This is a genomic window from Sunxiuqinia sp. sy24, assembly GCF_052677165.1.
This window is the reverse complement of record NZ_JBQYLH010000002.1, coordinates 1-19032: the sequence shown is the minus strand read 5'-3', so window position 1 is coordinate 19032 and position 19032 is coordinate 1. Positions and strand designations below refer to the sequence as shown.

General features: G+C 43.0%; 13 protein-coding genes and 1 tRNA gene. 11 read left to right on the top strand and 3 right to left on the bottom strand.

The genetic code is table 11. The annotated features are described in order from the left end of the window. Positions 1-398 precede the first annotated feature (398 nt). Both ACUNWA_RS02325 and rsgA read right to left on the bottom strand, forming a co-directional pair. Positions 399-1286: an alpha/beta hydrolase family protein gene (locus ACUNWA_RS02325; protein WP_445590269.1), complete on the bottom strand. Its 888-nt coding sequence runs from the start codon at positions 1284-1286 to the stop codon at positions 399-401. A 92-nt stretch (positions 1287-1378) separates the two neighbouring features. Continuing rightward, positions 1379-2446, bottom strand: coding sequence for a ribosome small subunit-dependent GTPase A (rsgA, locus tag ACUNWA_RS02320; RefSeq protein WP_445590268.1), 1068 nt, complete (start codon positions 2444-2446; stop codon positions 1379-1381). Positions 2447-2913: 467 nt separating this feature from the next. On the opposite strand from rsgA, the gene ACUNWA_RS02315 reads away from it, so the two are divergent. Next, positions 2914-5541 carry a valine--tRNA ligase gene (locus ACUNWA_RS02315; RefSeq protein ID WP_445590267.1) on the top strand — a complete coding sequence of 876 codons (2628 nt, stop codon included), beginning with the start codon at positions 2914-2916 and terminating at the stop codon, positions 5539-5541. A gap of 101 nt (positions 5542-5642) precedes the next feature. Here the strand turns inward: ACUNWA_RS02315 and recQ are convergent, their stop codons facing one another. After that, entirely contained in the window at positions 5643-7823 is a 2181-nt protein-coding gene (recQ, locus tag ACUNWA_RS02310; RefSeq protein ID WP_445590266.1) for a DNA helicase RecQ, read from the bottom strand. Between the two features lie 227 nt (positions 7824-8050). Between recQ and tatC the strand changes: the two genes are divergently transcribed. The 10 genes from tatC to ACUNWA_RS02260 all read left to right on the top strand — a co-directional run bounded on the left by tatC (position 8051) and on the right by ACUNWA_RS02260 (position 18782). Next, on the top strand, positions 8051-8902 hold the full coding sequence (gene tatC / locus ACUNWA_RS02305; RefSeq protein WP_445590265.1) for a twin-arginine translocase subunit TatC: 852 nt from the start codon (positions 8051-8053) through the stop codon (positions 8900-8902). Positions 8903-8938: 36 nt separating this feature from the next. Continuing rightward, positions 8939-9661 (top strand): LPS export ABC transporter ATP-binding protein, encoded by a 723-nt coding sequence (gene lptB / locus ACUNWA_RS02300; RefSeq protein WP_445590264.1) that lies wholly within the window; start codon positions 8939-8941, stop codon positions 9659-9661. Between the two features lie 86 nt (positions 9662-9747). Beyond that, positions 9748-9831 (top strand) — tRNA-Leu (locus ACUNWA_RS02295). Between the two features lie 141 nt (positions 9832-9972). After that, entirely contained in the window at positions 9973-11328 is a 1356-nt protein-coding gene (gene tig / locus ACUNWA_RS02290; RefSeq protein WP_445590263.1) for a trigger factor, read from the top strand. A gap of 135 nt (positions 11329-11463) precedes the next feature. Next, on the top strand, positions 11464-12138 hold the full coding sequence (gene clpP, locus ACUNWA_RS02285; protein WP_445590262.1) for an ATP-dependent Clp endopeptidase proteolytic subunit ClpP: 675 nt from the start codon (positions 11464-11466) through the stop codon (positions 12136-12138). Between the two features lie 24 nt (positions 12139-12162). Next, entirely contained in the window at positions 12163-13377 is a 1215-nt protein-coding gene (clpX, locus tag ACUNWA_RS02280; protein ID WP_445590261.1) for an ATP-dependent Clp protease ATP-binding subunit ClpX, read from the top strand. A 149-nt stretch (positions 13378-13526) separates the two neighbouring features. Then, positions 13527-14147 (top strand): ABC transporter ATP-binding protein, encoded by a 621-nt coding sequence (locus tag ACUNWA_RS02275; protein WP_445590260.1) that lies wholly within the window; start codon positions 13527-13529, stop codon positions 14145-14147. Continuing rightward, on the top strand, positions 14102-14929 hold the full coding sequence (locus ACUNWA_RS02270) for an ABC transporter permease (protein ID WP_445590259.1): 828 nt from the start codon (positions 14102-14104) through the stop codon (positions 14927-14929). The genes ACUNWA_RS02275 and ACUNWA_RS02270 overlap by 46 nt, the downstream gene beginning before the upstream one ends. A gap of 169 nt (positions 14930-15098) precedes the next feature. After that, the gene (locus tag ACUNWA_RS02265) at positions 15099-16106 is read left to right on the top strand and encodes an alpha/beta fold hydrolase (RefSeq protein WP_445590258.1); all 1008 of its coding nucleotides are present in this window, start codon (positions 15099-15101) and stop codon (positions 16104-16106) included. A gap of 1050 nt (positions 16107-17156) precedes the next feature. Continuing rightward, positions 17157-18782, top strand: coding sequence for a tyrosine-type recombinase/integrase (locus ACUNWA_RS02260; RefSeq protein ID WP_445590257.1), 1626 nt, complete (start codon positions 17157-17159; stop codon positions 18780-18782). The last annotated feature ends 250 nt before the right edge of the window (positions 18783-19032 follow it).

Here is a 19032-nt window from a genome sequence, read left to right as displayed (position 1 = left end):
TTGTCATGATATATTGATTTGACGGCTCATGGTTTTGTTGTGCTGTTTTTGAGATTTTTCTATTGCTAATAGGAGGAACAAAAATTCGCACTACGCACAAAATAGCAATGCAGATAAGATCAGCCTGTCTCCTCAAATAACTACCGTTTATAACTTCTGAACTTATCCATACTAATGGCTTCGTTTCGTTTGCCCTTTCCACGCCACATGCTCCAATCGGCTGAGCAAGTTAGCAAAACAAAATGATCAAATGAATTATGTGTTTTATGCTCTAGAACCATTGTGATCAATCAGCTGCTGGAGGTTTTTTTTGATCTTACGCGTTTATTTTTCGCCGGACTGACTTCTTGAGCAGTTGGCAAATCTATTCTAATGGTCTACACGATTTTTGCAACCTATTATTCATCCTTTTTTAGCCAGCTGATAATGATTTCTGTTATGTTTTTTTGCTCACCTGTAATTTGATGATCAGTTTCAAATGCAATAATTTTTACGTCATTTGCTCCTCTGTTTAGTAATTCACGGTAGAGCGGCAACATGTTATCTTCGATCTTCGCGGTATAGTCAAGCCAACCAACAATCAAAAGCAAGCTTTTTTCAACTAATTTTTCAGAGTATCTTTTTAGGCTGTATTTATCTCTGTTTTTTAAAAGCGATTCCACGTAAGCCTCACCACTATCACCACGCATCACATCCGGATTTAATCGTATCCTGTCAATCATCTGCTGAAAAGATTCTCTGAACTCAGGATTCGCCTCAATCTTACTGGCAGTAACACTCAGATCACCCCCTGCAACCGTAACCACCTTCTTGATGGTTTTATCCTTTACAGAAGCCAACAAAGCCATAGCCCCTCCATAACTATAGCCCACAAGAACAATGTCTGCTGTATCGCTTTCATAGGATTGAATAAAAGATTCTGACTTGGCAAAATTAATGGCTGACTGAACACTGCTTAAAGCGGATTCATCTGTTCTGGAGCCCTCACTTTGCCATGCCCCGGGGTAGTTGAACGTAATAACATTGAATCCTTCCTTTGACAGGCTTTCTCCGAAATTGAAGACATCGCCATCACGCCCAATAGAACCATGAAGCAAAATAATAGTTGAGGAAGGACTGGCTGCTTGCGATTTATACAACCACCCATGAATTTGATTTCCGTTGTCAGTAAAATAAATTTCGACTGGATTGCCCCTCGTATCTTGCCCAAACAGGTTGAGATACAATGGCAAACTCATCACTACAAAAAAGAGCAACTTGTATTTTAAGGAATTGAACTTTTTCATTGCATCTTTCATTAAACCTTCGATCTTTTTATCAGTAATTATTTACACTCAATCTATCAGTAATCTCATATTACATGCAGCTTCTAATAAACTCAGTACTTATTCGATTTTTTACCTTTTTTATAGTTCTTAACCATTTTCCCAAAATCTTTGTCCTTTTTACGTCTTTCGGTAACTGTCGATTCAAAATGCTCTTTTTCACGTTCCAGTTTCAGGTAATTCTCATAAAAGGCTGCATCAATTTCACCTCTTTCAACAGCAGCTAAAACAGCGCAGTCGATTTCTGTCGTATGGGTACAGTTTTTAAATTTACAATCTTTGGCTAATTTGACGATTGAGACAAACGTCATTTCCAGTCCATCAGCAGAATCAGAAATCCCCACCTCCCTTATTCCTGGATTATCAATCAGAATTCCGCCATTTTCAAGAACTAATAACTCTCGATGGCTTGTAACATGTCTTCCTTTGTTGGTAGTTGTACTAAGCGTGTTTGTCTTCATCAGTTGTTTACCTGCCAAAGTGTTCAAAAGGGTTGACTTCCCCACTCCCGACGAGCCTAACAAACAGTAAGTCTCACCCTTCACTATACCCTCATGCAATCTTTTAACTCCTTTTTGGCTCACATTACTTATTGCAAATACAGGCACTTGCCTTACTCTTTTTTGAACTTCAGAAATCAACTTTTCTAATTCAATGTCATTTATCAAGTCAATTTTATTGAGAATAATAATAGGCCGTACGTTGGATGTATTACAAATTGTTAAATATCTCTCTATCCGGTTGATATTAAAATCCCTGTCAACCGCCTGCACAATAAAGGCACTGTCAATATTTGTTGCAATAATCTGTTTCTCACCTTGTTTGCCAACTGCTTGTCTTTCAATTATGGTATTTCTCGGAAAGACGGAGTGAATAAGCACTTTATTTTCATCATATTCAGAAATTGCAACCCAATCGCCAACAGCTGGAAAATCGGACCTTTGGTGTGCTGAGAATCTTAAATTACCAATAATCTCTGCATCATATTCTTTTTCTGTCGTTCTGACTCTGTATCCTTCCTTGTATTCTGAAATAACTCGCCCCACTCCATATGAATCAAGTTTTTGCTCTTTTCGGTAGTTTTCTAAAGCTATGTTATATCCTAAATCTTCTAGTCTCATTTTTGTCCCGTATTAAGCATGACGTATCAACTACATGTCGCGTTCTATTTAGCTCAATTTTCACCAATTAGATCTTGTGATTACAGCTTTTTTTAAACCAACAATCACTGTAAGGTATTCTTGCTTCCACAAGTTATCAAAACAAATCCCAAATTCCTCTATCCCGAAGACACTTAGAACAATTCATTTCTATTCTAAATAAAAAGTCCATGTCGATACTGACTTTTAAAACTCGCTTGGTCCCATCATTGGCTTTATCCGCCGGACTAGGTCTAACGGAAAACAACTCGATTCGTTCCCGCTATTTCCCGGCAAACGAAACTTAACACCAACAAAAGCCTTTAAAATCTGTGCATTTGAGTTCTTCCAAAGAGCTAGAGGATAAACACCCAGAAAACCAACGAGCGATAGCGGAATTTTTATATTTTTGTGCCGTAATTCAGAATACGTTAAAAATCACATAACTAATGGAAATTCCAAGCAAGTATAATCCTGTTGAAGTAGAAGATAAGTGGTATCAATATTGGTTGAAGCAAAACTATTTTCACTCCGAGCCCGATGAGCGTGAGCCTTACACCATTGTGATTCCACCACCCAACGTAACGGGTGTGCTACACATGGGGCACATGCTAAACAATACCATTCAGGATATTTTGGTCCGCCGCGCACGCATGCTAGGTAAAAACGCCTGCTGGGTACCCGGAACCGACCATGCCTCCATTGCAACGGAAGCCAAAGTGGTGGACAAACTAAAAAGCGAGGGCATCGCGAAAAAAGATTTGACCCGCGAAGAATTTCTGAAACATGCCTGGGAGTGGACCGACAAGCATGGTGGTATCATCCTGGAGCAGCTGAAAAAGCTGGGCGCTTCATGCGACTGGGAACGTACCTGCTTCACCATGGACGAAGCCCGCTCCGAATCCGTCATCAAAGTATTTGTTGATCTGTATAACAAAGGCTTGGTATACCGCGGTGTGCGCATGGTAAACTGGGATCCACAAGCAAAAACGGCCGTGTCTGATGAAGAGGTAATCTACAAAGAAGAGCAATCGAAACTATACTATGTCCGCTATCAAATTGAAGGAGAAGATGATTATGTGACCATCGCTACCACACGTCCTGAAACCATTTTAGGCGATACTGCCGTATGTGTCAATCCAGAAGATGAGCGCTTTCAGCATTTGAAAGGCAAGCGCGTATTGGTTCCACTGCTAAATCGCAGTGTGCCGGTGATTATGGACGACTACGTAGACATGGAGTTTGGTACAGGCTGCCTGAAAATTACACCTGCCCACGACATCAACGACTACGAAATTGGTATGCGCCATAACCTGGAAACCATCGACACCTTCAACGATGATGGTACACTGAGCGAAAAAGCCCAACTGCTGGTGGGAGTCGACCGGTTTGAGGCGCGCAAGCAAATCATTCCGATGCTGGAGGAAGCCGGCAATCTGGTAAAAGTTGAAGACTATAAAAACAAGGTTGGCTACTCAGAACGCACCGACGTCGCTATAGAACCCAAATTATCGGCTCAATGGTTTTTGGCTATGGAAAAGCTGGGGAAACCCGCACTGGAAGCCGTAGAGTCGGACGACGTAGAATTTCACCCCAAGAAATTTAAAAACCTTTACCGTCACTGGATGGGCAATGTGAAAGACTGGTGTATCAGTCGCCAACTGTGGTGGGGACATCAAATACCGGTATACTACCTGGCTGACGGCAGCTTTGTGGTAGCCGAAACCGCTGAAAAAGCACTGGAAGCAGCTAAAGAAAAAACTGGCAACGCAAACCTGACCATGGCCGACCTGACACAGGACGAAGACGTACTCGACACTTGGGCTTCTTCGTGGTTGTGGCCAATCTCGGTGTTCGATGGCATCAATGATCCCGACAACAAAGAAATCAACTATTATTATCCGACCGATGACTTGGTAACTGCTCCGGAAATTATCTTTTTCTGGGTAGCCCGAATGATTATTGCCGGTTATGAATACCGTCAGGAGAAACCATTCAAGAATGTTTACTTTACTGGTATTGTGCGCGATAAGCTTCGCCGCAAGATGAGTAAGTCGCTGGGCAACTCGCCCGATCCTCTTGACCTGATTAAAATTTACGGTGCCGATGGTGTTCGGGTAGGCATGCTGCTATGCTCGCCTGCCGGAAACGATCTGCTGTTTGATGAGGCACTGACCGAACAGGGACGAAACTTCACCGCAAAAATCTGGAACTCTTTCCGATTGATTAAAGGCTGGGAAGTTGCTGGTTTCCTGAAGCAACCTGAGCACTCACGGCTAGCACTCGACTGGTTCAACAACAAACTGAACGAGCAAATCGCCATTATCAACGATCATTTTGACAAGTTCCGGATTTCGGATGCATTGATGACCGTTTACACCACCATCCGCGATGATTTTTCATCGTGGCTGCTTGAAGTGGTAAAACCGGCTTACCAGCAGCCCATCGACCAAAAGACATACGAAGAAGTTCTGGAAGCTCTGGACAAAGTGTTGCGGGTATTGCACCCTTTTATGCCTTTTATTTCAGAAGAAATATGGCAGTTGCTTCGCGAACGCCAGGAAGGTGAAAGCATCATGATCAGCCAGTGGCCCGAAGCTGGCGTGGTAGATGCCAGTGTACTGAACGACTTTGAATCGGTAAAAGAGGCAATCGCCGGGATTCGGAATATCCGAAATAACAACAACCTACCAATGAAAGACCAACTGGAGTTAAAGATTCAGTCGGGAGATAAGGGCTACAATCAGCAATACGACTCTGTTATTGCGAAGATGGGAAACCTGTCGGCCATCAATCTGGTAACCGAAGAAGTGAAAGGAGCCGCTTCGTTCCGAGTGTATTCATCTAGTTATTTTATTGATCTGGGAGATTTGATTGATGCAGAAGAAGAACTGAAGAAACTGGAAGAAGAATTGAAGTATACGCAAGGTTTTCTGAATTCAGTAATGAAGAAACTCAGCAACGAACGCTTTGTAAGTGGAGCGCCCGAAGCCGTTGTCGCTAAGGAAAAAGCGAAACAAGCTGATGCCGAGGCCAAAATAAGAGTATTGCAGGAGCAAATCGCCAACCTGAAATAAGCAACAGACCAAATGCTAAACACTTGCATCTCTAAATAAATAAAAAAAGAGCGGCTGATTCATTATGAATCAGCCGCTCTTTTTAATGTCTATTCTAAGTTTTAGTTTCCCATTTCAGACATAAACCGAATGCGCATCAGACGAATATCCTCTTCCGTATATTCGTCCTCTCCCAGCTCTTCAATCGCCGCGTCCACCGAATCATCTTCGGCTTCCCGGAAATATTCAAACACTTCATCCTGATGATCTTCATCCATCACATCATTGATATAGTAATCGATGTTAATCTTCGTTCCTGAATTGACGATAGCCTCCAGCTCAGTGATCAAATCTTTCAATTCAAGACCTTTGGAATCAGCAATGTCATCCAGCGAAAGCTTGCGGTCAATACTTTGAATAATGTAGACTTTCAGTTTTGATTTGTTAGCCACCATTTTTACGACCATATCCTGCGCCCGCTCAATGCCCTTGTCTTCGACATAGCTTTTGATCAATTGCACAAACTCTTTGCCGTATCGGCGAGCTTTACCTTCTCCAACACCCTGAATAAATTTCATTTCCTCCAAGCTAATCGGATACTGGATCGACATATCGGCCAACGAAGGATCTTGAAAAATAACGAAAGGGGGCAACTTGTGTTTTTTGGCAACCTTCTTCCGCAAATCCTTTAGCATGGCAAACAATTCCGGATCACCACCCGAGCCTCCGGATGGTCCTGTTGACGAAGCTTCCTCTTCAAGCTCGTCATAATTATGATTGCGAACCAACATAAATGATTCGGGCTTCTCCATAAACTGGTGCCCTTTTTCATTAATCTTCAGCAAGCCATAATGCTCAATGTCCTTATTAATAAGCCCGGCAATCATACTCTGCCGAAAAACAGCGTTCCAAAAACGGTCGCTGTGATCATTGCCCGAACCAAACGTTTTAAGCTGGTCATGCTTAAACGACTTGACTGCTGCGGACATTCTTCCGGTCAGAATATCGGAAATATGATCAGCTTTGTATTTCTCATGCACCTCATCAATTACTCGCAGTGCACGCACAACCTCATCACTGGCTTCAAACTGCTCTTTAGGGTTCAGGCAATTATCGCAATTACCACAAGGCTCTTCCAACGTTTCTCCAAAATAATTAAGCAGCATGATCCGCCGGCAAATAGCGGTTTCGGCATACGATGCGGTGTCAAGCAACAACTGCCGTCCAATCTCCTGCTCAGCCACTGGCTTCCCTTGCATGAACTTTTCGAGCTTCTGAATATCTTTATACGAATAGAAAGTCAGACATTGCCCTTCTCCTCCATCGCGGCCAGCCCGCCCGGTTTCCTGATAATAACCTTCCAAACTTTTAGGAATATCATAGTGCATCACAAAACGGACATCTGGCTTATCAATTCCCATTCCAAAGGCGATAGTCGCAACAATGACATCAACTTCTTCCATCAGAAATTTATCCTGATTTCCGGAACGGGTAGCCGAATCCATTCCCGCATGATAGGCCAGCGCTTTAATACCATTCACCTGCAAGGCTTCAGCTAACTCTTCCACCCTTTTACGGCTCAGGCAATAGATTATGCCCGACTTGCCTTCATTTTCCTTAATAAACCGGATGATCTGAGTTTCCGGCTTCACCTTGGGCCTAACAGCATAATATAAGTTTGGCCGATTAAAAGAAGCCTTAAATACGCGTGCATTCAACATACCCAGATTCTTCTGGATATCATGTTGCACTTTTGCTGTGGCCGTAGCCGTCAATGCCATAATGGGAGCCGACCCAATATCCTGAACAATAGGACGGATTCGTCGGTACTCGGGTCTAAAGTCATGCCCCCACTCCGAAATACAGTGTGCTTCATCAATCGCGTAAAACGATATATTGACATTCGCTAGAAAATCAATATTGTCTTGCTTGGTTAATGATTCGGGAGCGACATATAGCAACTTTGTCTTCCCCGCAAGCACGTCATCCTTTACATTTTGGATCGCCAGCTTCGTCAATGATGAATTCAAAAAATGTGCAATCCCATCCTCAGTTCCAAAACTGCGAATCGAATCCACCTGATTCTTCATTAATGCTATCAGTGGTGATACAATAATAGCAGTCCCTTCCATTATTAACGCAGGCAACTGATAGCACAATGACTTTCCTCCCCCCGTAGGCATCAGCACAAAAGAATCCCTTCCATCAAGAACACTTTTGATGACCTCTTCCTGCTGCCCCTTAAACCGATCAAACCCAAAATACTTCTGGAGTTGCTCAGTTAATGATAGCTCTTTCTTCATAAAAGCCTGAATTTGTTTTCGTTAAACCTTTTTATTTTCACAATCGCAGAAACTAAGATAGATAAAATATGCTTCATTTCGCAAGCTTTTTTCCAAATATGACATTTTCGCTCATCCCCCCAAAAATTAAGACGCCACACAAAAGCTTAATCGGTAATATAAACTATATTTGTCGTGATTTTTTTAAAGCTAATTTTAAATCTTTTTTCTGAACCAAATTGCCAATAATGACTAAAACAAAATACTCTGAAAAGGAAAAGAGCAAGGAAGATCCAAAAGAAGAAATGTCATTTCTCGAACACTTAGAAGAATTAAGGTGGCATTTGATCCGCGCATTTCTGGCGATCGTCCTTTTTGCAATCCTCGCTTTCATTAATAAAGATTTTATCTTCGATACGGTTATCTTCAACCCCAAAACAGCTGATTTCTGGACCAACCGCATGTTTGCCAAACTGGCAGAACTAACGGGCACAGACTCACTTCGAATCAACACGACCGAGCTACAATTGATCAGTATTAAAATGGCCGACAATTTCATGACTCACGTCATGACCTCGATCATTGCCGGACTGATCGTTTCTTCCCCTTACGTCTTTTACGAAGTATGGCGATTTATCAGCCCTGCTTTATACGAAAAAGAACGCCGCCATTCAGGAGGTGCGGTTATTTACATGTCATTCCTGTTTATTACCGGTGTATTGTTTGGCTATTATTTAATAGTCCCCCTCTCGATTCACTTTCTAGGCTCCTATTCCATATCAAGCGAGGTCATCAATCAAATTAATATGCGATCGTACATTGGTACGGTTACTTCGATAAGCCTGGCTAGCGGTGTTATTTTCGAATTGCCTATCTTTGTTTACTTTCTGAGCAAGATTGGGATCCTGACCCCTGATTTGATGAAAAGCTACCGAAGACATGCTTATGTTGCCCTTTTACTGTTGTCAGCAATCATTACGCCTCCGGATGTATTCAGTCAGATTATGGTTTGTATCCCTTTGGTTTTTCTATATGAAATCGGTATCATTATCTCACGCCGGGTGAATAAGAAAGCAGAGGAAAACCTGGAATCAATATAATAGATTTATACAACAAGCGTTAAGCGAATAGATATTATGAAATTACGGGGCGAAAACATTGTCAAGAAATACAGAAAAAGAACAGTCGTAAAAGGGGTTTCGATTGAAGTAGAACAAGGAGAAATCGTTGGACTACTGGGCCCCAATGGAGCAGGAAAAACAACCTCCTTTTATATGATTGTTGGATTGATTCAACCCCTTTCCGGCAAAGTATTTCTGGACGATCGCGACATTACGAAGCTCCCGGTATACAAACGTGCCCAACTCGGAATCGGCTACCTGGCGCAGGAAGCTTCGGTTTTCAGAAAACTAAGCATCGAGGACAACCTGCGCGCTGTATTGGAAATGACCGACTACTCAAAAAGCTACCAGAAAGAAAAAATGGAATCGCTGATTGAAGAGTTTCGCTTACAACACATCCGAAAAAGTAAAGGGTTTCAGCTGTCCGGAGGCGAGCGTCGCCGGACCGAAATCGCCCGGGCCCTGGCCATCGATCCTAAATTCATTTTACTGGATGAACCGTTTGCTGGAGTAGACCCCATTGCGGTAGAAGATATCCAGGAAATCGTGATGACCTTAAAGGAAAAAAACATTGGTGTGCTGATTACCGACCACAACGTGCACGAAACGCTGTCGATCACCGATCGTTCTTACTTATTATTCGAAGGGTCAATTATGAAAGCCGGATCGGCCGAAGACCTGGCAAACGATGAAGACGTACGACGGGTTTACCTGGGTCAGAACTTCACCCTGAGATAGTCCGAAGAAACAATCTTTTTTTTCAAGAAAACTTTCAGAAACTGTTTGGCGAATAAAAAAAATAACATACATTTGCACCGCAATTAGCGGGCGTGGCGGAATTGGTAGACGCGCTAGACTTAGGATCTAGTGTCTTTGACGTGGGGGTTCGAGTCCCTTCGCCCGCACCAAACAACAAAAATAACCGTAGTGCTTGATTTTTTAAATCTAAGCATGCGGTTTTTATTGATTTATAGGCTTTAGTTTAACTTGACAAAATGAGTTAACTATTTGGTTACTTGAACATTTTCCAAAATCATAAGCGGAATTATATGAATATTACAAAAGAGAACATCAACGAGCTAAATGCGATTATTACTGTTAAGATTGAAAAGAGCGATTACGAGGCAACAGTAAACGAACAACTAAGAGAATATCGTAAAAAAGCCAACATGCCTGGATTCAGACCAGGGAAAGTACCTGCCGGTCTTGTGAAAAAGATGTACGGAAAAGCTATTCTGGCTGAAGAGGTAAACAAGATGTTGTCAAATAACTTGTCAAAATTCATTGTTGAGGAGAAACTTAATATTCTTGGGGAGCCCCTTCCCAATGAAGAAAAAACTCCAGCCTTCACTTGGGAAACAGCCGAAGATTTCGAGTTTGCATTCGACATAGCTGTTGCTCCTGAAGTTGAAGTAAAATTCGACAAACGCAAGAAATACCCATACTACCAGATTCAGGTAGATGACAAAATGCTGGATCAACAGGTAGATTCATATACCGGACGTTTTGGCGAAAATGAAACGGTTGATGCCGTTGAAGAAAAAGATACCATCCGCGGAAACTTTGTACAATTAGATGCTGAAGGAAACGAATTGGAAGATGGCATCAAAGCTGAGCAGGTCATCATTGCAGTTGATGTGATGAAAGACGAAGAAGTGAAAAAAGAAATTCAAGGGAAGAAAGTTGGTGACACCATCGTATTCGACCCAATCAAAGTTTACGATAACAAACACGAAGTAGGCCACATGTTGAATGTGTCGCATGAAGAAGCAGAGAACATTGAAGGAGACTTCAAATTCACCATCTCTGAAATTCTGCGATTCAAAAAAGCCGAGATCAACGAAGACTTGTTCAAAAAAGCTTTAGGCGAAGATACGGAGATCAAGACTGAAGAAGAATTCCGCAATAAGCTTAAAGGAGATTTAGAAGGGCAACTGAAATACTCAAGCGATTATAAATTCACGATCGACAGCCGCGATATTTTGATCGAAAAAATCAGCATGGAATTGCCAGAAGAATTCCTAAAACGTTGGTTGAAAGAAACCAACAACGAGCTGACGGAAGAGCAAATTGAAGCTGACTTTGACAATTTCATGAAAGACCTTCGCTGGCAATTGATCAAAGATCGCATTGCGAAAGACAACGAAATTGAAATCAAACAGGAAGATGTGAAAGCCATGGCTAAAGAAATTGCCGCAATGCAATTCCGCCAGTATGGTATGTTCAGCATGCCCGATGAGCAACTGAGCGCTTACGCCGATCAGATTCTTCAAAACGAAGAAGAGAAACGTCGCATCACCACCAGGGTTCAGGAAGACAAAATCATGGCGGTAATCAAGGAAAACGTCAATCTGGATGAGAAACCAATCAGCCAGGACGAGTTCAATGAATTACTCGAAAAATAATTCTGCTGCTGCTTAGGCAAATAGCATAATTTTATAACTTTGTAAACTCCGCCTTTAGCTTTCTACTGCACATGCAGCGGAAAGTATCATGAAGACGGAGTTTACAAAGTTTTTTTTTAACCAGAAATTAAAGAGATGAGCGATAAAAGAGAATTTAATAAATACGCCCAAGGGCACATGGGAATTAGTAGCTTAAACATGCACCGTTACGACTCGCTGTTTACCAATAGCCTGACCCCATACATTATCGAAGAAAGACAACTGAACGTAGCTTCAATGGATGTTTTTTCCCGCTTGATGATGGACCGCATCATCTTTTTAGGAACACCTATTGACGATTATATCGCCAACATCATTCAGGCCCAGCTGCTGTTTCTTGAGTCAACAGATCCAAGTAAAGACATTCAGATTTATTTCAACAGCCCCGGAGGCTCCGTTCATGCCGGACTTGGCATTTACGACACCATGCAGTACATTTCACCTGACATTGCCACCATCTGCACCGGAATGGCCGCCTCAATGGGTGCCGTCCTGCTGACAGCCGGAACCAAAGGCAAACGTTCAGCGTTGAAACACTCACGCATTATGATTCACCAGCCAATGGGTGGTGCGCAAGGACAAGCGTCGGACATCGAAATCACGGCACGTGAGATTATGAAATTGAAAAAAGAATTATACGATATCATTGCCAAACATTCAGAAAACCCTTACGAGCAGGTTGAAAAGGATGCAGACCGCGACTACTGGATGACTTCAGAAGAAGCCCAAGAATATGGCATGATTGACGATATTTTAATTAGAAGTAAATAAGCATTAGCGATAGAGGAGTAGATCATGGATAAATGTTCTTTTTGCGGAAAAGAGAAGAAAGATACGAACTTGTTGATTGCGGGGATGGATGGCCACATTTGCGACCACTGCATTGAACAAGCTTATACCATCATAGAGGAAGAACTGAAACACGACAGTGAGTTTGACCTTGCCGGACTGAAACTGTTGAAGCCAAAAGAAATCAAAGAATTTCTCGATCAGTACGTGATTGGACAAGACCAGGCTAAACGAATTTTAGCAGTAGCGGTTTACAACCACTACAAACGATTGACTCAGAAGGTCACCAATGATGAAACGGAGATTGAAAAATCCAATATCATCCTGGTAGGGCAAACCGGTACCGGGAAAACCTTACTGGCCCGCACCATTGCCAAAATGTTGCACGTTCCTTTCACGATTGTTGACGCCACCGTATTAACCGAAGCCGGTTATGTGGGCGAAGACATCGAAAGCTTACTGACTCGTTTGCTGCAGGCAGCCGACTACAATGTAGAAGCAGCCGAACGCGGCATTGTCTTTATTGACGAGCTGGATAAGATTGCCCGCAAAGGCGATAATCCTTCCATCACCCGCGATGTTTCGGGCGAAGGTGTTCAACAAGGTTTGCTGAAGCTGCTCGAAGGAGCCGTTGTGAATGTTCCCCCACAAGGAGGACGCAAGCATCCGGAGCAAAAGATGATTCCGGTCAACACCAAAAACATTCTTTTTGTTTGCGGTGGAGCCTTCGATGGTATCGATAAGAAAATTGCCAAACGACTCAATACTTCGGTGGTTGGATTTGGAGCACAAAAACTGGTTGATAACCTGGACCGGGAAAATATGTTGCAATACATTGCCCCCCAGGATTTGAAAAGTTTTGGTTTGATTCCTGAAATCATCGGTCGTCTGCCCGTATTGGCTTACCTGGAACCACTGGACCGGAAAGCATTGCGCAACATCCTGACGGAACCTAGAAATTCAATCATCAAACAATACATCAAACTGTTTAAGCTCGATGATATTGACTTGACCTTTGAAGACGACGCCTTGGAATTCATTGTTGACAAAGCTGTTGAATTTAGCCTGGGTGCCCGCGGATTACGTTCCATTTGTGAAAGCATCATGATTGACGCCATGTTCGACAGTCCTTCTGATGGAGTTAAAAGTCTTGCAATAACACGGGAATATGCTGAAGCAAAAATTGATCCCAGCAATGCTCACCGCTTAAAAGCAAGCTAAGAAGTGATTCATAAAACCTAAGGCAAAACAATGACGGTTACCCGATTACATACAATGCAATCACGTAATGGTCAGATATTGATGCCTTTTATAAAATATAGCCGGACATGTTCCGGCTTTTTTTGTCTTACTTTTTCCATACATCTCCCATGATACGATTCAAAGATGTTTCCCTAACCCGGGGAAATAAACAGTTGTTGAAGAACTTCAACCTTCGCATTGGCAAAGGAGATAAAGTACTGCTGGCGGCCCAGTCAGGGAGCGGAAAAACCAGTTTATTGCGTCTGATTCTGGGATTCAGCGATCCGGATTCAGGCAAAATCTTTTTCAAAAAGAACGCAATTACACCGGAGACCATCCAGAAGATGCGTCGCCAGATGGCCTATCTAAGCCAGGATGTTGACTTTCCGAATGGGAAGGTGCGGGAAGTCTTTCAGGAGATCTTCCAATTCGCAACCAACAAGCACTTACCCTACTCCGAAGAGAAACTCCGCGAAAAGCTGACTGCTTTCGACCTGCCCGAAACACTGCTCGACAAAAACACCAGCATCATTTCCGGAGGCGAACGGCAACGCCTGGGCTGGATCCTGCTCTTGTTGCTCGACCGCCCCATATTATTGCTTGATGAGCCCACTTCCGCGATGGACGAAAAGCAAAAGCAACGTTTCATCGACTATGTTATCCAGACCAGGAAAACGGTGATATGTGTCAGTCACGACCCGGCATGGCAAATCCCCGAAATGAAAATCATCACCAATTTCATCGCATGAACGCGGCCACCATACCCATCAGTGGATTGGTGTTTGGGCTTTTGCTAATCGCACCAAGCATCTTGCTTATCTGGTGGTTCCGCTTGGGGATAAACAAGCGACTGATCATTTCAGTAATCCGTATGCTGGTTCAGCTTAGCTTTGTCGCCCTTTACCTAAAATACATTTTCCTGCTCGACCATATCCTGGTCAGCCTGGGCTACATCCTGCTCATGGTTCTGTTTGCCGCTCATTCGGGCATCCGAAGTTCGTCATTACGCTTGAAAAAACTTCTGATTCCCACGTTTATGGCCATGTTTCTTCCCACCATCCTGACTCTGCTCTATTTCAACTGGGCCATTGTTCAGCTCGACCATATCTTCCAGGCTGATGTTCTCATTCCCATTGCTGGACTGATGCTCGGCAACACGCTAAAATCAAACATTGTGGCTCTGAAAACTTTTTTCAACAGTGCCTCCAAAGAAGAGAAAACCTACTTGTTTTTGCTTGCCAACGGCGCGTCGAAACAGGAAGCTGCCCGCCCCTTTATGAAGGAAGCTATCCGAACGGCTATGGCTCCCAATCTGGCCACGATGGCTACCATCGGCCTGGTGTCGCTTCCCGGAATGATGACCGGCCAAATCCTCGGAGGGTCTGATCCAGTGCTGGCCGTGAAATACCAGATTATGGTGATGGTGATCATCTTCTTCAACAGTATCCTAAGCAACATACTACAACTGCTATTTGTCATCCGTCAGGGATTTGACAAACGAGATCAACTGGATAAATCCGTGCTGGAGTAGAAGAATCTGAAATAAGCGTGCTCTCCAGTTTATTCAATACTTCCCGACCGTTCCGAACTTGCTTTAGTTCGATCTGATGCTATTCTATTTTCCAATAACATTGTTTCAGCAGCTAAACCATTGGTTAACCAGTCTGTTCTATTCAAGAGAAATATAAAAGTAGAACATTATGCGAAACGTCAAATCATACCTGTCTTTGCTGGCCTTATTCCTTGGATTGAACAGCTCAGCTCAACCAAATCAACTAAAGGTACTCGGACTCAATCTTGAAAATTATGATTATCCGTACGAGGTTAATTACATCACCCTTACGAGTCAGAATCAGGCTTACCAGATGGCCTACATGGATGTGCACCCCACTGCCCCCAATGGCAAAAGTATCCTGCTACTGCATGGCAAGAATTTTAATGGTGCTTACTGGGCTGAAACCGCCAATCGACTGGCTACTGAAGAAGGCTATCGCGTCATTATTCCCGACCAGATTGGCTTTGGGAAATCGTCCAAACCTGAGTGTTATCAATATTCCTTTCAGCAGCTGGCGCACAACACAAAGGCGCTTATCGATACGTTGGAAATTGAGAAGATTAGTGTGCTGGGGCATTCGATGGGAGGCATGCTGGCTACGCGCTTAACCTTAATGTTTCCTGAGGTGATCGACAAGTTGATTTTGGCAAATCCCATCGGACTGGAAGACTGGAAATTGAAAGTTCCCTATAAACCAGTGGAATGGTGGTATCAGCTTGAGTTAAAAAAAACGTACGAGGGAATCAGAAGTTACCAGTTGGAAAACTACTACGACAACCAGTGGAAAGCAGAATACGATGAATGGGTAAACCTGCTTGCCGGTTGGACCTTAAGTATTGATTATCCTCGAATAGCCTGGAATGCAGCCTTAACCTACGACATGGTTTTTACCCAGCCGGTGTGCTATGAATTCGGGCAGATTCAAAATCCATCGCTGCTGATTATTGGTCAGCGCGACCGTACCGCACTTGGTAAACCGTTGGTGAGTCCGGAGGTCCGTGCTACTATGGGGAACTACCCGGAACTAGGACGTCGCACGCAACAGCAAATTCCCGACTGTCAACTCATAGAGCTGGATAACATTGGGCATCTTCCCCACATTGAAGCGTTCAATCAGTTTATTGAACCCTTGATCCAGTTTTTAAACGAATAAGAAACCGAGCTACACTCCATACCTATAGCAGCCGGGGATATACGCCCACAGTCATCCCTTTGATTGTATTCGTTAATTCATGTTTTCGTGCGCTTGGTTATCCGTTTTAAGCGCCTTCCTGAACTCGTTTCCGGATCGGTTGCTGGCCGGAAGTTGTCTGTTTGTATTATTTTCGGTGAATGCCAGCAGCTCTTTTCTCCTCCTTTTTTTTCAAAGAGGAGTGGCGCCGGTTTACCGTTGTCGAGGTGGTTTTGTTGTTAAGGCTTCTGTGTCTGCGGCACTTTTCATTTCTTTTCCGATAAAACAGACCTGTCCTTTTGGCTAAATCCCAAAGAACGAAAAGATCAAGGCTAACGATGCTTTTCACCTGCCGGTGGCTTCGTGCCTTCGTACATTCGTGGCCTCATCCTTCCTCCCGCAAGGCTCTAGCTGTCCCGGGCCAAATTTTCGCCCAACGCGCTTTCACCTGCCGGTGAAGTGGAAGACTTAGACCTTGTCGGTTGTTGGGAATCGGTTCGTGCGTTCGTGTCTTCGTAGGTTCGTCTGTTCGTTTCTTCTATTGCATTTTTCCGGACAGAATCGTCTTCGGTTCAACTCCGGATCTTCTGCGTTACTTCTGGGTAGCTTCTGTATAGCTTCTGTATTGAAAAACACAGAAGATACTTTGAAATAACTTAGAAAAAACGGGAAAGATTTGGACTTGGTATGGAGCAACATACCTAGCTGACTCGTCCGCCCTCGACCTGTTGCCCTCGACTGCAAATACAAGGGGCTTAATCATCCCAAGCAGGATCGGATGACTCGACTAGAGGTAAAATGATGAGATCGATTTTAACTAAATAGCCAGTCAGAAGAAAGGACAATAGATCCAAAGTACCGTGGAGTAACAACGAAATTGATGAAAAAATAATCGATATCCATAACAAGCCGGTTGCTTCCGGATTGGTTTTCAGGGATTAAAGACTAGTGACACCCGGTTTTTCTTACAAAAAATTAGGTATTCGACTGTAGATATTTCTTAATTTTGATGTATACACTCAACGCTATCTTATGCGGGCAACAAAAATCATCCACCGGGGAGAGCATCGTATTCAAGTTGATTTTCCTTACAACCAAGAGATTGCTGGCTTAATTAAGCAAATTCAGGATGCTAAATGGAGCAAAACGCTGGGGGCATGGCATATCCCCTATGGGGAAAGTGCATTTAATCAGTTGAAAAAACTTTTCCCGAAGATGGAATATCTCCCCAACGCTTTTGTTGAAAAACCGGAAGAATCGAAGCTCATTTCCTCCATAGCGGTTCGTCCTACGCCTTCACAACAACGAAAAGGTGTTTCGGTGCAGGTCATCGGCAGGAAGATCATCTTGAAACTGCCTAAGAATGACCGTGACACTCGCTTTATCGTTTCGTTGCGCTACAGCCGGTGGGACCCGAAACAGTTTTGCTGGATTGTGCCGAATTACCCGGGCAATTTAGAGCTGATTAACGACTATTTTAAAGATCGGATTAGCGAACTTATTATTCATGAAGAGCTGGAAGTCAAAACAAGTACCGATGCGCAAAGAACGTTAAATGCGAATGAGCTTTTAATCATCAAAACCAAGACGGGAAGGTTAAAATTGATTTTTGGGTTCAACAAAGCCTTAAGCTATTTGCTGAAAAAAATGCCATTTCACTCCTGGGATTCAGTCAACAAATGGTGGACAGTCCCTTTCTCCGAAAAAATTTTAAACGAAATTACCGTCACCGCAAAAGCTCAAAATTTAGCGATTTTATTTGAAGAAGAACCCACGACTGAAAATAAGGTTCCTCGAATTACGGCGTTTGATGTTGCCAATTACCGCCAATGCCCTGATGAATATATCCTCAAACTGAAGGAACTCAGATACAGTGCCAGCACCATAAAATCGTACAAAGGCTTATTCGAGGAATTTATAAATTATTACCACAAATATGATATCAAAACGATTGACGAAAAGATGATCATTGCTTTTATGCAGTATTTGGTGATTGAGCGAAAAGTATCGACTTCGTATCAGAACCAGTCTATTAACGCCATAAAATTCTACTACGAACGGGTATTGGGTGGACATCGAAAAATATATTTGGTTGAGCGGCCACGAAAGGAGAAGACCTTGCCTGAAGTATTGAGCGAAGAGGAATTGGTTTCGGTGATACAAAAAATAGACAACATCAAACACAAAGCTGTTGTTTTGCTCATTTACTCGGCCGGGCTGCGTTTAAGCGAGCTTATCAACTTACGGATCAAAGATATTGACAGCAAAAGGATGAAAGTATTTGTACAACAAGCTAAAGGAAGAAAAGACAGGTATACCTTGTTGTCGAAGAAAGTACTACCGGTATTGCGAGACTATTTTAGGGAGTACAAGCCGAAAGAATGGCTTTTTGAAGGTCCCCAAGGACGGCAGTACTCGGCTAGCAGCGTACAAAGTATTGTAAAAACGGCCTACAAAAGGGCCGGGATCAAAAAGAAGGTTTCGACCCACAGCTTACGCCATAGTTTTGGCACCCACTTGCTCGAAAACGGAACCGACTTACGGTATATACAAAGTCTGATGGGGCACGCAAGCAGCAAAACCACCGAGATTTATACCCATATTACCACAAAAGGGTTTGACCAAATCCAAAATCCTTTGGATAAACTTGACTTTTGAAACAAAAAATTCCTATTTTTAAACAAGCTGATTAATCAATTTTTAAATCTAAAAAACAAAAAACCAATGACAGTATCATCCTACACGCATCAACCACCCCTAAGCAGCCTATTAACAAACAAAAGTACATCCAACTAAAGCGAATATATCCACAAGACTGTGGGTATACAAGTGTTAGATGTAATGCTACGCATAGCACACATAACCAACAACTTACAATAATGATAGTCAACCTAAAATGTGGAGAATG

Coding starts and splice junctions, on each gene's coding strand:
- ACUNWA_RS02325 (WP_445590269.1), bottom strand. CDS start 1,286: ATGAAAAAGTTCAATTCCTTAAAATACAAGTTGCTCTTTTTTGTAGTG.
- rsgA (WP_445590268.1), bottom strand. CDS start 2,446: ATGAGACTAGAAGATTTAGGATATAACATAGCTTTAGAAAACTACCGA.
- ACUNWA_RS02315 (WP_445590267.1), top strand. CDS start 2,914: ATGGAAATTCCAAGCAAGTATAATCCTGTTGAAGTAGAAGATAAGTGG.
- recQ (WP_445590266.1), bottom strand. CDS start 7,823: ATGAAGAAAGAGCTATCATTAACTGAGCAACTCCAGAAGTATTTTGGG.
- tatC (WP_445590265.1), top strand. CDS start 8,051: ATGACTAAAACAAAATACTCTGAAAAGGAAAAGAGCAAGGAAGATCCA.
- lptB (WP_445590264.1), top strand. CDS start 8,939: ATGAAATTACGGGGCGAAAACATTGTCAAGAAATACAGAAAAAGAACA.
- tig (WP_445590263.1), top strand. CDS start 9,973: ATGAATATTACAAAAGAGAACATCAACGAGCTAAATGCGATTATTACT.
- clpP (WP_445590262.1), top strand. CDS start 11,464: ATGAGCGATAAAAGAGAATTTAATAAATACGCCCAAGGGCACATGGGA.
- clpX (WP_445590261.1), top strand. CDS start 12,163: ATGGATAAATGTTCTTTTTGCGGAAAAGAGAAGAAAGATACGAACTTG.
- ACUNWA_RS02275 (WP_445590260.1), top strand. CDS start 13,527: ATGATACGATTCAAAGATGTTTCCCTAACCCGGGGAAATAAACAGTTG.
- ACUNWA_RS02270 (WP_445590259.1), top strand. CDS start 14,102: ATGGCAAATCCCCGAAATGAAAATCATCACCAATTTCATCGCATGAAC.
- ACUNWA_RS02265 (WP_445590258.1), top strand. CDS start 15,099: ATGCGAAACGTCAAATCATACCTGTCTTTGCTGGCCTTATTCCTTGGA.
- ACUNWA_RS02260 (WP_445590257.1), top strand. CDS start 17,157: ATGCGGGCAACAAAAATCATCCACCGGGGAGAGCATCGTATTCAAGTT.